This is a genomic window from Salmonella sp. SA14318, assembly GCF_029866905.1.
GTDB lineage: Bacteria > Pseudomonadota > Gammaproteobacteria > Enterobacterales > Enterobacteriaceae > Salmonella > Salmonella enterica.
This window is the reverse complement of record NZ_CP123282.1, coordinates 862,146-877,206: the sequence shown is the minus strand read 5'-3', so window position 1 is coordinate 877,206 and position 15,061 is coordinate 862,146. Positions and strand designations below refer to the sequence as shown.

At 50.5% G+C, this 15,061-nt stretch carries 14 protein-coding genes, 1 tRNA gene and 1 pseudogene; 4 read left to right on the top strand and 12 right to left on the bottom strand.

Translation table 11 applies throughout. The annotated features are described in order from the left end of the window. Window positions 1–123 precede the first annotated feature (123 nt). Window positions 124–1,353, top strand: a complete 1,230-nt coding sequence (locus tag QEN32_RS04225) for an amino acid permease (protein ID WP_000036836.1) — start codon at window positions 124–126, stop codon at window positions 1,351–1,353. Window positions 1,354–1,383: 30 nt separating this feature from the next. On the opposite strand, the gene rcnR is transcribed toward QEN32_RS04225, so the two are convergent. Continuing rightward, a complete protein-coding gene (gene rcnR / locus QEN32_RS04220) occupies window positions 1,384–1,656 on the bottom strand; it encodes a Ni(II)/Co(II)-binding transcriptional repressor RcnR (RefSeq protein WP_000019953.1) in 273 nt (90 codons plus the stop codon). A 121-nt stretch (window positions 1,657–1,777) separates the two neighbouring features. Between rcnR and QEN32_RS04215 the strand changes: the two genes are divergently transcribed. Further along, window positions 1,778–2,626 carry a nickel/cobalt efflux protein RcnA gene (locus QEN32_RS04215; RefSeq protein ID WP_000503687.1) on the top strand — a complete coding sequence of 283 codons (849 nt, stop codon included), beginning with the start codon at window positions 1,778–1,780 and terminating at the stop codon, window positions 2,624–2,626. Window positions 2,627–2,835: 209 nt separating this feature from the next. On the opposite strand, the gene QEN32_RS04210 is transcribed toward QEN32_RS04215, so the two are convergent. The 9 genes and pseudogenes from QEN32_RS04210 to vapC form a co-directional block, all read right to left on the bottom strand. Beyond that, on the bottom strand, window positions 2,836–3,594 hold the full coding sequence (locus QEN32_RS04210; RefSeq protein WP_000134789.1) for a transcriptional regulator: 759 nt from the start codon (window positions 3,592–3,594) through the stop codon (window positions 2,836–2,838). After that, a complete protein-coding gene (locus tag QEN32_RS04205; RefSeq protein WP_000336255.1) occupies window positions 3,581–4,093 on the bottom strand; it encodes a CaiF/GrlA family transcriptional regulator in 513 nt (170 codons plus the stop codon). Before QEN32_RS04205 ends, QEN32_RS04210 begins: the two co-directional genes overlap by 14 nt. Before the next feature lie 144 nt (window positions 4,094–4,237). After that, window positions 4,238–5,305, bottom strand: a complete 1,068-nt coding sequence (locus QEN32_RS04200; RefSeq protein WP_000141336.1) for a hypothetical protein — start codon at window positions 5,303–5,305, stop codon at window positions 4,238–4,240. Continuing rightward, window positions 5,302–6,045, bottom strand: a complete 744-nt coding sequence (gene stdC / locus QEN32_RS04195) for a fimbrial biogenesis chaperone StdC (protein ID WP_000798496.1) — start codon at window positions 6,043–6,045, stop codon at window positions 5,302–5,304. Before stdC ends, QEN32_RS04200 begins: the two co-directional genes overlap by 4 nt. A 40-nt stretch (window positions 6,046–6,085) precedes the next feature. Continuing rightward, window positions 6,086–8,575 carry a fimbrial outer membrane usher protein StdB gene (stdB, locus tag QEN32_RS04190; protein WP_000705496.1) on the bottom strand — a complete coding sequence of 830 codons (2,490 nt, stop codon included), beginning with the start codon at window positions 8,573–8,575 and terminating at the stop codon, window positions 6,086–6,088. A 119-nt stretch (window positions 8,576–8,694) separates the two neighbouring features. Continuing rightward, window positions 8,695–9,276, bottom strand: coding sequence for a fimbrial protein (locus QEN32_RS04185; protein WP_001244649.1), 582 nt, complete (start codon window positions 9,274–9,276; stop codon window positions 8,695–8,697). 718 nt (window positions 9,277–9,994) lie between these two features. Then, the gene (locus QEN32_RS04180; protein WP_000835270.1) at window positions 9,995–10,627 is read right to left on the bottom strand and encodes a YfdX family protein; all 633 of its coding nucleotides are present in this window, start codon (window positions 10,625–10,627) and stop codon (window positions 9,995–9,997) included. Between the two features lie 46 nt (window positions 10,628–10,673). Continuing rightward, window positions 10,674–11,210, bottom strand: a complete 537-nt coding sequence (locus QEN32_RS04175; RefSeq protein ID WP_001038499.1) for an STM3031 family outer membrane protein — start codon at window positions 11,208–11,210, stop codon at window positions 10,674–10,676. A gap of 803 nt (window positions 11,211–12,013) precedes the next feature. Then, a pseudogene (vapC, locus tag QEN32_RS04170) lies at window positions 12,014–12,184 on the bottom strand (tRNA(fMet)-specific endonuclease VapC); the annotation flags it as partial. A gap of 190 nt (window positions 12,185–12,374) precedes the next feature. On the opposite strand from vapC, the gene QEN32_RS04165 reads away from it, so the two are divergent. Beyond that, on the top strand, window positions 12,375–13,181 hold the full coding sequence (locus tag QEN32_RS04165; protein WP_001635492.1) for a DUF1460 domain-containing protein: 807 nt from the start codon (window positions 12,375–12,377) through the stop codon (window positions 13,179–13,181). Window positions 13,182–13,304: 123 nt separating this feature from the next. Here QEN32_RS04165 and QEN32_RS04160 read toward each other — a convergent pair. Together QEN32_RS04160 and actS are read right to left on the bottom strand one after the other, a co-directional pair. Continuing rightward, a tRNA-Gly gene (locus QEN32_RS04160) sits at window positions 13,305–13,378 on the bottom strand. Between the two features lie 79 nt (window positions 13,379–13,457). Continuing rightward, entirely contained in the window at window positions 13,458–14,216 is a 759-nt protein-coding gene (actS, locus tag QEN32_RS04155; protein WP_000244325.1) for an amidase activator ActS, read from the bottom strand. A gap of 264 nt (window positions 14,217–14,480) precedes the next feature. On the opposite strand from actS, the gene idi reads away from it, so the two are divergent. Next, a complete protein-coding gene (idi, locus tag QEN32_RS04150) occupies window positions 14,481–15,026 on the top strand; it encodes an isopentenyl-diphosphate Delta-isomerase (RefSeq protein WP_000133996.1) in 546 nt (181 codons plus the stop codon). Window positions 15,027–15,061: the final 35 nt, after the last annotated feature.

The window sequence follows — 15,061 nt, the reverse complement described above, 5'->3', positions numbered from 1 at the left end:
GGATCGCAACGCTCCCGGCCCCCCTCCTCCACGACATCCATCTGCTTAAAACGCCCCCAACTGACGCTATTTATGGTAAATTGCGCTTCTTTTTGTGTGTTTTATAGTTGATAAATTCAAATAATGTCTAAAATTTGGTCAAAAGATGAGACTCTCTGGAGTTTTGCATTATACGGAACGGCTGTAGGCGCAGGCACTCTTTTCCTTCCCATCCAGTTGGGATCGGCAGGCGCAATCGTGCTATTTATTACCGCGCTGGTCGCCTGGCCTCTGACATACTGGCCGCATAAGGCGCTGTGTCAGTTTATTCTTTCCTCAAAGACTTCTGCCGGTGAGGGAATTACTGGCGCCGTTACTCATTATTACGGCAAGAAAATCGGCAGTATTATTACCACGCTTTATTTCATTGCGTTTTTTGTCGTGGTATTAATTTATGCTGTGGCGATTACCAATTCCCTGACAGAGCAATTAGCGAAGCATATTCAGATAGATATTCGCATCCGGATGGCAGTTAGCTTCGGCGTAGTACTTATCCTGAATATGATTTTCTTAATGGGAAGACATGCCACTCTTCGCGTAATGGGCTTTTTAGTCTTTCCACTTATCGCTTACTTCTTGTTCCTTTCGCTCTACTTAACCGGAAGCTGGCAACCTTCGTTACTGACCGGGCAGATGTCTTTGGATAGTCACACGTTGCACCAGGTATGGATTTCTATTCCGGTGATGGTTTTTGCTTTTAGCCATACGCCCATTATTTCGACGTTTGCCATCGACAGACGGGAAAATTTTGGCGATCAGGCCATGGATAAATGCAAAAAGATCATGAAGGTCGCCTACCTGATTATCTGCCTGAGCGTGCTGTTCTTTGTCTTTAGCTGCCTGCTCTCCATTCCGCCGTCATACATTGAAGACGCGCGCAACGAAGGCGTTACCATCCTTTCCGCGCTCTCGATGATGCCCAATGCGCCGGCCTGGCTCTCTATTTCCGGTATTATCGTTGCCGTCGTGGCCATGTCGAAATCTTTCCTCGGCACCTATTTCGGCGTCATTGAGGGCGCAACCGAAATGGTAAGAACCACCCTACAGCAGGTTGGCGTGAAAAAAAGCCGGGCGTTCAATCGCGCGCTGTCTATCATGCTGGTCTCCGGGATTACGTTTATTATTTGCTGTATTAACCCGAATGCCATCTCTATGATTTATGCTATTAGCGGCCCGCTCATTGCGATGATTCTGTTTATTATGCCCACGTTGTCAACGTACCTGATACCGGCATTGAAACCCTACCGTTCAATAGGTAATTTCATTACGTTGGTCGTCGGTTTACTTTGCGTATCGGTGATGTTTTTCGGCTAAAGTAAAAGATAGCCGGGATATAACTCCCGGCTATTTTATATAAGAATCCAGCACCTTTAATATTACGTCCAGATCTTCTTCACGTCTGGCTTCATCACTCTGATGAACGATATGCTCGGTCAAATGCCCTTTAATCACCTCGCGCATTAAGCCATTTACCGCGCCGCGAATCGCCGCGATCTGTTGTAACACGGCCGCGCATTCATGCGGTTCATCCAGCATTTTTTTTAGCGCTATCACCTGTCCCTGAATCTTGCTGGTTCTGGCTTTAAGCTTTTGTTTGTCCCGGATGGTATGTGACATTGCAACACCTCACTAACATTAACGAATACAAATTATAGCATTACGATGCTACTGGGGGGTAGTATTCCATACTGGGGGGGAGTAGAATAACGCCCACATAAAACAACTAAGAATCATTCTCATGGGTGAATTTTCGACACTTCTTCAGCAAGGAAACGGCTGGTTCTTCATTCCCAGCGCCATTTTATTAGGTATTTTGCACGGGCTTGAACCAGGGCACTCCAAAACCATGATGGCGGCTTTTATCATTGCCATTAAAGGTACGGTTAAACAGGCTGTCATGCTCGGTCTGGCAGCAACGCTTTCTCATACCGCGATCGTCTGGTTAATCGCGCTGGGTGGGATGTATCTTAGCCGGGCATTCACCGCACAATCAGTGGAACCATGGCTGCAGTTAATTTCTGCGATCATTATTCTGAGCACCGCGTGCTGGATGTTCTGGCGGACATGGCGAGGCGAGCAGCAGTGGCTAGCGGGAAACCATCATCACGACCACGACCACGACCACGACCACGACCACGACCACGACCACGACCACGACCACGACCATCATGGTCACATACATCCGGAAGGCGCAACGTCAAAAGCGTATCAGGATGCCCATGAACGCGCCCATGCTGCCGATATTCAACGCCGTTTTGATGGTCAAACAGTGACTAATGGACAGATCCTGCTGTTCGGCCTGACCGGAGGGCTTATCCCCTGTCCGGCTGCGATCACCGTTTTACTGATTTGTATCCAGCTTAAAGCGTTTACGCTGGGCGCCACGATGGTGCTGAGCTTTAGTCTTGGCCTGGCATTAACGCTGGTGACGGTAGGCGTGGGCGCGGCGATAAGCGTTCAACAGGCAGCAAAGCGCTGGAGTGGTTTTTCGACGCTTGCCCGGCGGGCACCCTATTTTTCGAGCATTCTGATTGGTCTGGTCGGCGTGTATATGGGAATTCATGGCTATACCGGGATCATGCAGTAAATATGTAACGCTTCTGCTCAGGCCGTATCATTCACTTCGGGTTTCATTCCAGAAGCGTTTTTACTTATCAAACGGTATGAAAGGCCATACATTCAGCATCCCGCCTGAATTCTGTATTTTACTCCACTACACCACAGGCAAAAAATACCCCACCGCCACCGGGTTTAGCCGGCGTGTCAGTGTTTCTGGATAGGGTCGCCGGAGGCGGGTTATTGCGGCGCGATAAACGGAGTTCGCTGCAGTGATTTACAAAACCGGGTACCAAACAGCAGTTCCCGTAATCGGTTCCGCATTCCCAACTTCACCAGTAACCGGTATTTGTCCTGCCAGATTTGCTTCTCCTGCGTATTCAGCCTTCCACACAACGCTGACAACCTTCCCCGTCCACGGTAAACTTCCTGAAGCAAGCGTAACTGGGCCAGGCTCACTCCGCATGCCAGTATCTCCCGGTGCATCAACTGGTCCATATAGTTCATCAACCGCTTCGGATTGTTAAATATCGGTGGCACTTCCAGAAAGCCCGTCACCGGAGCCGGAGATAACAAAAAGGCGTCCAGCTCTCCTGTCCTGCGCAGGCGTGCGCCCCCGGCCCACTGTTCACCCCGCCGCCCCCGGATAAGTATCTCCGCCAGTTCCTGCTCCAGCAGCGCCGGGATGCCGCCGTATACCTTCAGTACCACCCGGTCGCTGAAAAACAGCTCATCGCTGATAATCATAACCGGGTAGTCCGGCAGTATCTGTCTCAGGGAATAGAACAAAAAGAGATGTTCACGGGGACGCAGACATAGTATCAGTATGGCCTCCGGTTTCCGACGTAATTGCTGCAACAGAACAGGCAGCCTGTATGCGGTTTCACAGTTGCAGCTCGGCAGAAATCTCCGGACCAGGTGTGCCACGGCGATCGTCACCGGCCAGCAGTCACCGTAAACGATAATCTGCCGGGCCGGTATCCGGTTATGTTCCGTCATCCTCATTCTCCTTCTTTTTCAGGATCTTTCCCGCATTTCTGTTACTGCACAGCCGGTTCCACAGTTCATTTGCCATCGACCTGTCACCATTACCGACCCGGCGTTTTGATACCGGTGGCGGTCCGGCCTTTTCACGGCGCGTGGACGGGGTGGGACTGTCAAGAACCCGGATAACATAAATCTCATAGCGTCGTGCTTTATTGGGCAGGGTCTGGTGACGGCAGATGCTGACCACCCGTGATGTTTTGCTTCGCAGATAGGCAATCAGGTAGCTGGCCCGTCTGGCCGTGATGTGAAACGCCTCTGCTATCTGGTTACGCTGAACCCAGTTCTGCTGCAACAGGCACCAGTGTGCCACGATGATATACAGGGGCTCGCCGGCATACTGGCGGACACTTACCGGAATAAAACAGGCATCATGGTTGGTCTGTCCGGGATAATGAATATCGTTACCTGGGATAAGGTACTGCTTTTTTGCGTGTGTATTATCAGGGCACATAAAACCTCTCCATAACTGGGTAAATAATTTTCCGGAGGTGAAGAACAGCTCTTAAATAGTATTTATTATTAATGTGGGTTTATTCGGGATTAGTTCCCCGATAACTCAGTCAGCTCTTTTATTTTTATTATCTGTCACCCCCGATTAGTTATAGGTAACAGTAACGGGTATTGCAGCAGAAAACTTTCCTGTCTTTACACTTCCCCCCGGGGTCGGGGTTATTACTGCAGTATATACCTTCGACACATTACCGGTGACAGTTCCTGTAATAGTAATATCCCCCAGTACTTCTTGTTTATCAAAAGTAATCTCTTTTCCTTTATCATCTTTTATTGAAAGCCGGAGTCCATTAGGCTGACCTTTGTTGGGGCCATCCAGACTGACAAGATTCAGAGTTTGCCCGGTATCCTGTGTCAGCGCACCTTTCCCGAAGGTGATGGCCAGAGGGATCGTGAATTCCTGTCCCATAGCCGGTCGTAAAACCTGCCTGGCGATCACTGTAAAATTTGCCTGTCTGGTCTGTGAAGGTTCATAAGTCGTATAAATATGCCCAAAGTTGACCTGTAATGGAACAATGTCAACTTTACCCAATCCGTTTCTGAGAATTCTCACATTAAAACCAGATAAAACAAATCCGTTGTTTCTTTGAGCATAATTTACCGGAACAACATTCATCACATTATTTATACCGGAAAAAGTGTACACAGCACTGCTCTCTTTGTAGGCTGTCAGATATAAGAAGTCCATTTTTACAGTTGCGGTTCGTGTCGTGAGCCCTGGAGGTAAAGGCTGTCCAAATTCCACTTTAGGCTCATTTCCTCCCTGCGATATCCCTTTAATATCGTCCCAGGTTAAGACAGGAGCGTCGGTAACGGACACCTGAAAACCCAGGCCCATACTGTCTAACTTTTTGGTAAAATCTCTGAAATAAGGCTGATTTAATAACAGTAAAGGTGGTTTACCTGAAATCAAAGATGATATATTACACGAATAAGTGAACTTCTGAGTTATTGTGCTGACAACTGTCCCCGGACCCGGGGTGTAATTATCGTTTGTTATATTTATGTTTTTAAAATTAATATTCTGACCAGAGGTAATGATACATTCATTCAGGCTTGGCTCAACCGCATACACTTTAGTCACACATAAAGAGCACAACATCATCACCAGCACGGTCAGTTTTGTTTTCAGATTAAAAATCCATTCTGTCATGATGTCGCCCCTGCGTCCTTAAACGCGCAGTTCAGGGCATCGCAGGCGTAGCGGTTCATCTGCAGTCCACCGTAATCATCAATATACCCCACCCACAGCGTCCGGGTTTCTGCCGGCAGAACAGCCTTTAAAGGCAGGCTCCCCAGGGGCGGCACCATCACGCCCTCGCGGAAACCGCTGAGCCTGTGGCTGCGGTCTGCTCCCAGCCACGCCACAGTGATGTAGTACGGCGTCGGGTTTCTGAGGGTCAGGTGTCCCGCATTCCGCTCAGCAGTCAGCTTTCTTTCCGGCTGGTCACTGCTGCTTCTGATAATGGCTTTCGGACGGTAAAACAGTTTCAGCTGGCTCTGCATGGCCAGCTGCAGGACGTTGTCGTCTTCCGGCTTCGGGGGAACTCCCCGCACGTTAAACCAGAACAGTGTTTCCCTGTCCTGGGGGAGCTTATCTGTCAGCCCACGAACCTGGGTGATACGGACCTGGGATTTCTGTCCGGCATCAATACGCTGCAGCGGCGGCAGCGCCATCAGCGCATCGGTTCTCACCCCGTCAGCGTCCGTCACCCAGGACTGCGCCAGAAACGGCGTGGTTTTGTCATCGTTATTCAGCGTGATGGCCACCGTTTTCTGCGATGCATCCATGATAATACGGGTCCGGTCGACATTGACGGCCGCCGGGCTGCACTGGCTCCATGCTGCCGCCAGTGCGAGTAAAATCACACGGCTTCTTCTGCTGTTTTTCACCTGTTTTCTCCTTTAGTCCTGCTCTGTGACAGGGATATTTTTATCTGCAGGGCAGTAACAGCGGCCCCCGGCTGAGTGTCACCGTTTCCGGCAGGGTGAGTCTGCACTGCACCCGGCCATCCCAGGACACGTTCAGGGTCCGGCGGTCTTCCCCGCTGAGTCCGGTCAGGTAAGCCAGACCGTCATCTCCGACCATCCCCGCGGTTCTGCCGGTTTTCCCGGACACCACCAGGGCGCCAAACGGCGGACTTGCGCCATCAGCCAGCCGGATATGACCGAGCACCTGCTCCCCTTGGCTGGCGTCAATCTTCCGGTAACCCACCGCGCCCTCCGTCAGCACCTGGCTGATGACGGAGCTGCTGACATCCACGTCCTCCGGCAGGGCGGCCACATCAACCGAAATATCGCTGCGGCGATAGCTGCTGCCGGCGCTCACCACGCCCACCCCGAAGCGGTTGGTCACCCCGCTGTTGCCGTTCACCGGCACACCGGCCACGTCTCCGGTATCTATCATCATGCGGGGCTCATTCCCGGCCATCGACTGGCTGAAAGCGGCACCGTGGGCGGTGGCAGTCACCGAGCCGTACCAGCTCAGGCCCAGGCTGCGGTACTGTCCGGGCTGCAGGGTGGCGTCCGCTGCCGCCTGGCCCCACGGTAGACGACTCTGCACGCTGCCGCTAAAGCTGCTGTTACTGCCGGTGTCATAGCGGTTATGACCGGCGCTGATGTTCCATGTGGTGTCCGGGTTATGGAAATCGCTGTAATTCACGGTCTGCTGCAGGCCACCCCGGTTATCCTTCTGCACGCTGTAGCTCACCTGGCGACTGTCGCCCCACGGGATACTGATGGTGGCGTAGACCTGGTTCTGGCTACCCCCGCCGGTGTACTGGTTACGGGCAAACGACACCGAGGCCGAGAGCCCCTGAAGCTCGCCGAGACTGAACACTTTGTTGAAGCTGAGCATGTAGTTATTGTTGGACTGCGCATTCCAGTAATTGAGCCGGCTTACCGAGAGGGCCGCGCTCATGTTGAGTACCGGAACGGACTGGCTGTAAGTCACGGTGTAGCTTTGTTTTTCATGCCATGCATCGCCGCCGTCAGTGGCCCGACGCTGCAGGTACTCCGGCATGGACAGAAAATGGCGGTCCGAGAAGCGGTATCCGACGAACGCCAGGGTACTGCCGGTTTTATCAAACGTTTTGGCATAGTTGATACGGTAGCTGTAACCGGACTGCTTCTGCCCATGTGGCAACCGCGCATCTGAGCGGGTGACGTCCGCAGACAGAGCGCCCAGCAGCCCCATATTCTGGCCGATCCCGAGTGCCGCGGACTGGTAGTCGCCGGTGGAGGCAATGAGGCCGCCATACAGCGACGTGTTGTTAAATGCTCCCCAGGTGGCCTCCCCGAGCAGAAAGTCAGGGCTGACCGTGCTGTTGTTATGCGTCCCGCCGTACAGCGGACGTCCGGCGGCCACCTTATAGCGAACCTGTCCCTGGCGTGCCATAAAGGGGACGCTGGCCGTGTTGACCTGCCATGTCCGGACGCTACCGTCGCTTTCCCGGACGCTGACATCCAGGTTGCCGCTGATATTCTGGCTCAGGTCGGGAAGCTCAAAAGGCCCCGGCGACACCCGGGTCTGGTACAGAATGCGACCATTCTGGCTGACGGTAACCTGTGCATTACTGTTCGCAATGCCGCTGATTTTCGGGGCATACCCCTGAAGAGAGGGCGGCAGCATGCGCTCATCGCTGGCCAAAGTGAGCCCGGCAAAGCGGAAGGAGTCAAAAATAGCGGAGCTGAGGTACGTCTGTCCGAGCGTCAGTTTTGAACGCAGTGCTGGCAGGGCACGGAACAGATACGTCTGCGGCAGATAAAAATCAGACTGTGATGCGCCCTGCCCACTGTCAAAACGGCTGTACTGGTAATCGCTCCGCAACCGCCAGGCGCCGAGATTAAACCCGGCGGTGCCGTAGAGGCTGTAGCTGGTAGAGGTCTCCCCCTGCTGCGGCATATAGCGGTTGACCATCAGGCTGTAATCGAGCAGGCCGGCGGTGACGCCGTCGCTCCAGCGTGAAGGGGGGATCCAGTCCGGGTCCTGATATCGCATCCAGGCCTGGGGGATAATGAAGGTCAGACGCTGATTTTCAGCGCTGTACCGTACCTGACTGTCAGCGGAGCGCAGCTCAAGGCATTGCCCGTCCGGGATACCGGTAACGGGTTTCAGGCCATGAATAATCTTATCCTTAAGACCCAGCATGGCCACCATGTCTGTTGTCACACAGATGACGGCCGCGTCGCGTCCGGCAACCGGTACAACTCTGACCGGATACTGTTCCCGTACCGGCTGGTCATTGAGCCAGATATCGAGAATATAGTTACCGGGCGCCACATACCCCTCGCGGCTGAAGGCCGTGAGGTCCACGTTAGACAGGTTCCCGCTGTCCAGCAGGCTGGCATTGAACTCCGTGGCCTGCGACTTCAGGACGGAAAATGTCAGGGTAATCAGAATGGCAAGCCGGGTAATTTTCATGGCATGGCGCTTTCGTGTTGTCGTCCGTGTAACAGACAGCCCGCAGGCATGGTCAGATATAAAAGCCGTCCGAACCCCTCCGTGGACGGCTTCTCCCTGTCGTTATTTACCGCGTAAAATCACAGGTATCTCAGGGTGTAGGTGACAGATGCGGTGAAGTCACCGGGCGTGACGCCATTATCCAGTGCTATTAGCCGGGCATAGAAGTTGAGTTCGTTGTTTCCGGCCTGCAGTTGCTGAGCGTCGCCATCCGGCATCTGGGTGTTGGGCTCGATAATTGCGGTGTTGTCACTCTTCAGTAGCTGGACACCAACATGCTGTGCGCTGCCGCTGGTGGTGTAAGCCTTTTTCGCGACATTGGCTCCGCCAGAGAAAGAGACAGTCACTTTGGACATTTTCCCTGCGGAGCCAGCTGTGTCCGGGACATTCGGATCGAAAGCACAGTTCTGCAGATGAATGGTGAACGGTTTTGAGTCCGTGGTTGCGTCGGCGGTATTCAGTTTACGGTAAGAAATCTGTCCAAACGGAACGGTGATCGCATCGTCGCCCGGTGCGATATCACAGGGGGAGTTGGTGATGGTGCCAGTAAAGGTAATTTTACCTGAGCCGAACGGGCCTGCTGTTGGTGGATCGACTGCATATACAGAAGCGCCATACATCATACCGGCAGCCGCCATGGCAAGTATTATTTTATTACGCATAGATAATATGTCCTTTGGGTGAATGAGAATTATTTTGCAAAGGCTGAAAACAAATCTGAGGGTATTAATGAAAGCGTTCAGAAAAGATTCGTATGAATAATAAACGCCTGGTGTTAAACGAAGCACCTGAACTTTCCATCGAAAAATATTGATTTCAGCTAATGCCTAATCAGTTGTAAGAAAATTCTTATTCAAATTAAAACAATAAAAATAGATCGATACGATCGATGATTATGATCGTGATTTAAGAATAATCATCAAAGAAATACTTTTTAATGTAATTATAAGCGGATGAATACCTAACAGACAGATATTCGCAGTGGACATGAAATACTTTGTAATATGTTATCGGGAATGTATGTTTTGCTTTTCCATCACACTGGATATTTACAAAACATAATACTAACCATATATAACAATGAAACTACTGGTAGCATAAAAAACCAGATATAACACAAGTAAAAGGCATTTAATTCCAAAACATTAACTTAATAAATCATTATGAACCATCATAAGCGGAAGGGATAAAAAATAATAAATGAAATGATATTCTTCTGTATTTGTGATGAGCATCACAATAGATATGAATGCAGGTACCCTGACATTACTGAACTTCACGGATGAAATTTAAAAACAATGCCGACAGCAAAGAACAAACTGGTAATAGCTGTCAGACATAATGCTGCCTGCTGTAATATATACAGCAGGCTGGGGGATATTAATGCGCGGAATCGTGCTGCACGGGGGCCGTGGGTAATTCCTGAACTGACTGAGAATCCACAATTATGCCATCCTGAGCTGATTTCAGTATCAGACCTGCCTGATAGTATTTTCCTTCGTTCATCAAGGAAAGCGCTGTGGTCACATCCTTACGGGTTTGCTGAAGAGGAATGAGTTCCTGATTTTCAATCATACTGACGCCTGCTAGTTTCAGGGCCTCTATAGTCCCTTTTTTATCTCCTTCTTTCATTTTCTGGTTTGCTTTATTAATAGCATCATTTTTCTGGCCCGCAGGGAGATAATCTTCGGCTACCGTAATCGATGAATTTATCCGAATATAGCGGTCTCCTTCAACTGGGGCTTTTTTATCTGATTTGACATACAGATTCCAGTCAGTGCTGTCATCGTTCAGGAGTTTTTCTGCTTGCGCAGCCAGTTGTTCCGCCTTTTGGGTTCGACCATTAAACAACTCGAATCGCGACATTCCGATATCACGCATGGCCTGCCAGGCCTGTCCGGATATCTTGTCATTATTCAGAGTAACATTATCAGTCATGTTTGTTGCGGCCATAACATTTCCTGAAAACAGGAGAACCATCAGCGCAACGCCTGGCATAATATGGCTTTTCATAATCCATCATCTCCACAAAGTAACATTTTTTATCGGGTTATCCTATTCAGAACCGGTAACCCACGCCAAGATTAAAGCCGTTGCTATTAAGGCTTCCGCTGTTATGGGTAGCATCAAAATCCGCACCCTCATAACCCAGATTTATAGCGACATTACTGACCGGGGTATAAGCCACGCCTGCAGAATAACCATATCCGACCTTACTGTCAGACTCATTTATTCCGTGATCACGCTGATGCAATAATACGGGGCCCACTTGACTATACAGGCTTAACTGGTTATTTATTTTCCATGAAGGGCCTGCAAGCAGGGAGTAATAACGGGTTGTTACACGACCATTACTGCTTTCATCGGAATAGCGCTGGCTTCCATTTAGCCAGGCAAATGAGGTTGTCAGCCCCCAGTCCGGTGACATTTCATAGTTGTTTGCCAGCCGAACCCCACGCAACGTCCCGGCGTGATTAGTATGGGACTGGGCGTATCCAAGTGAAAATGTACTGGCATTATCGTCTGCCCATACCGGACTGGCTGCAGCAGACAGCAGAACAATACCGGCACTTCCGGCTAATAGCATTTTGTTCATCTTCTTCTCTCCGGTTATTTTTACCTGATGCCTTACTGGCATGTATTAAGTTAAAATCTTTCCGTGATAACAAACTATAAATAAATCTTTTAAATTATGAGCGCTGTTACGCCAGCAAATATCTTTGTCTGCGGCTGTCGGGAGGCTATTCACGAAAATATATACAGGCCAGAAACAGTATTTAATAATAAATAAACTGAAAAATAAAAACTGACAAAAATAGAAGTTCACTGATATATACCCAAAATAATTTGAGTTGCTTAAAGGCGGCAAGGGAGTGAGTCCCCAGGAGCATAGATAACTCTGTGACTGGGGTGAGCGACAAATCTGCCGGGAGCAGATTTGAACGTCGCGTGCGACGGCCCGTCAGGGCGAGGCCCATGATGGGCCGAGTAATCCGTAGTCAACACATAAGCCACTTGAAGTATGAAGGGTATATAACGGGAAAGAAGTCATATCGGCCTGGTAAACCAACGTCTGTGACTTAGTTGCAGGAAACGGCTATGGAGAGGGGATGCGGCAGTTATCGGGCAGTAACGGCATTGTTCAGTGAGTATCCAGGAAACAAAAAAAGAAGGGAGCGGTACTCCCTTCGTAAACATGTCAGGATACGACATTTTGGTACTCTTTTATTTATTATCTGGCCGTAAAAGTTATGCTGTTGGCAGGTATCTCCAGTCAACATAAAAAAATACCACCAGCTAAAAATGTGATGCAAACCACCATTAAGCAGGTAACCAAACTGACTGTGCCACTAAATCCGGAAAAGAGTTTGAATCCGGGGATAACATCTGATGCAGAAATTAGCACCAGTCTTCGATTCGGATACCCGGAATGCGTTCAAACTCGCGGAGATTGTTTGTGACGACGACCAGTCCGCGGCTACGGGCATGGCCAGCAATCATCTGGTCATAAGGCCCGACAGGTGTTCCCTTGCGGGCCAGTTCGGCACGGATTTGACCGGTATGTATCGCCAGCCTGAAGGGGCATGTTGGCTTTGACGATCAGGCAAAAAACAACTGCGAATAAAGTCGTATGATGATCTTCACATTTATCATCATCAGCGTTCATATTACTCAACCTGTAATCAACCTCTGGCGTTTTTCTGTATCCATCACAACCATTTCCGGTAAAGGTAAAAAAGGGATTTGAACCTTTCCGGAGATGATAATGAAGGTAAATACATGGACAATTTTGCTTATGTCGGCGCATCTGACGGCCTGTACCGTCCCTGGCACAGAAAAATATCAGACCAGCATGGACAGCGTTACGGCAGAAAAAGTAAGCCGGATTATCCAGTCGGATGTCATTCCTTATAAAGGCGAAAACCATGGAGAAGTTATCAGCCGCGTATCGTCTGCTTTTCTCGGAACACCTTATCAGGCAAATACGCTCATCGGTGGGCCCGGCACACCCGAAGTCCTTGTAGCGAATTTCAACGGCGTGGACTGCTTTACCCTGGCTGATTACGTTGAGGCCCTGGCCCGCAGCGATAATCAGAAATCGTTTCTGCATAATCTTGCCAGGACTCGCTACGCCGCAGGCAAAGTTGCTTATCTCAGCCGCCGGCACTTCTTCTCTGACTGGTTCGCCGCAGTACCGCGTAATGCACGGGATGTAACGCCGTATATCAGCCCTGATTATATCGTTGTTGACAAGCAGCTTAACCATAAACCTGATGGCGGCGAGTACATTCCTGGTCTGGGCATCCATCCTCGTAAAATAAATTATATTCCCGGAAGAGCCATCAACCAGCAGGTCATGAACCACCTAAAAAATGGGGACTATATCGGTGTCTACTCCCCGCTTGACGGGCTGGACGTTTCACATGTGGGTATCGTAGTTCGCCATGATGAACAGGTGTGGTTTCGGAACGCCTCCTCATTGGCCGCAAACAGAAAAGTGGTGGACACACCGTTTATGGAATACATGCATTCCAGACCAGGCATCGTTGTGCTGCGGGCTGAATGATAAAGTCATTACCAGAGTCGCCAGAGCCGTCCGACATAGGCATTGAAACCCTGTTCACTGTGGGGCCGACAGGAAAAATTGCTGTAAATTCGTGGGGTTAGTAAATATTAGAAGATATTTGTCTGGAGCGGGCGAAGGGAATCGAACCCTCGTATAGAGCTTGGGAAGCTCTCGTTCTACCATTGAACTACGCCCGCTTTGAGATGCGTAAGGCATTATAAACCTTACGTTCTGGTTGGCAAGAGACTTACTGGCTGACTGGCGATTAATTCACCGTCAGCACTTCGGTTTACTCCCCTGCGGCGGCAGATAACGCAGCGGATCGATGGCCGTCGCCCGGTAGCGAATCTGGAAGTGTAGCCTTACGGATGCGGCATCCGTGCTGCCCATCGTAGCGATTTTTTGCCCCGCTTTAACGCTTTGCCCATTATTAACCAGCATGGTGTCATTATGAGCGTAAGCCGTAATGTAATCTTCATTGTGCTTAATCATGATGAGATTGCCGTAACCGCGCAGCTGGTTCCCGACATAGACAACTTTACCCGCTCCCGCCGCATAAACAGGCGTTCCGCGCGCGCCCGCAATATCGATGCCCTTATTTCCGCCCTCCGCGGTGGAATAAGGTAAAATCACTTTACCGTTGGCGGGCCATACCCAACAGCGCTGCCCCACCGGCGGCCAGGAGGATTTTGGCACCGAAGATGACGGTCTGACCGCGGCAGTTTTTGTTGCTGTTTTATTGCTGGTTTTGCGTGCTGAACTGCTACTCTTTGCGCTGCCGCGCACTTTAATTCGCTGCCCCACCTCAATAGTATAAGGCGGAGAAATGCCATTCAGCCGGGCCAGTTCTTTCACGCTGGTTCCCGTGGCGCGCGATATACGATACAACGTATCGCCGCGCTTAACGGTATAGACGGAGCCGGAATACGTTCCTGAGCCGGAATTACTGGAACACCCCGCCAGCAGCAGCCCTGTGCATAACAGCACCGCAATACCCAGGCTATTTTTGTTCAGGCGTCCTGCGCTCAAAACCATTCCTCACTCTATTGACAGACGCCTTATGATAGCAGCCAAATGCCGTATGCCCAATCCATTGACGCCGGAAAGGGTCCGCGCGGATGATGATGCCGCGAATATCCGATATGCCAGCATAATATCGACTCACGGCGCAATGGCGCTCGTCTGCGTTCTGTCAGGGCCTGTTTTGGTAATGCCTTTCTTTCTGTTATGCGCTACGCTGATCGTCTGAGTATATGGCCTGGCCATGCTGCCGGGTCATTTTAATTTTCAGGAGCTTTCATGACTGAGGAACATGTCGTTTTATTGGATGAGCAGGATAAGCCTTCCGGCACACTGGAAAAGTATGCGGCTCATACGCTTAATACGCCTTTGCATCTGGCTTTCTCCTGCTGGCTATTTAACGAAGATGGTCAGTTGCTGGTAACACGACGGTCGCTGAGCAAAAAAGCCTGGCCAGGCGTGTGGACGAATTCAGTTTGCGGTCATCCGCAACAAGGCGAAACCACCGAAGAGGCGATCATCCGCCGTTGTCGGTTCGAACTCGGCGTGGAAATTACCGATCTCACCCCCGTCTATCCGCACTTCAGCTATCGGGCGACAGATCCAAACGGTATTGTGGAAAATGAAGTCTGTCCGGTATTTGCCGCGCGGGCAACCAGTGTGTTGCAGGTTAACAGCGAAGAGGTGATGGACTATCAGTGGAGCGAATTTAAAAGCGTATGGAAAAGCCTTCTCACTACGCCGTGGGCATTTAGCCCGTGGATGGTCATGCAAGCGTCAGACGAACAAGCGCGTGAACGACTGCTCAATTACTGCCAGCGTTAAAGATTGCCTGATGGCGCTACGTCTGAACGAAGAGA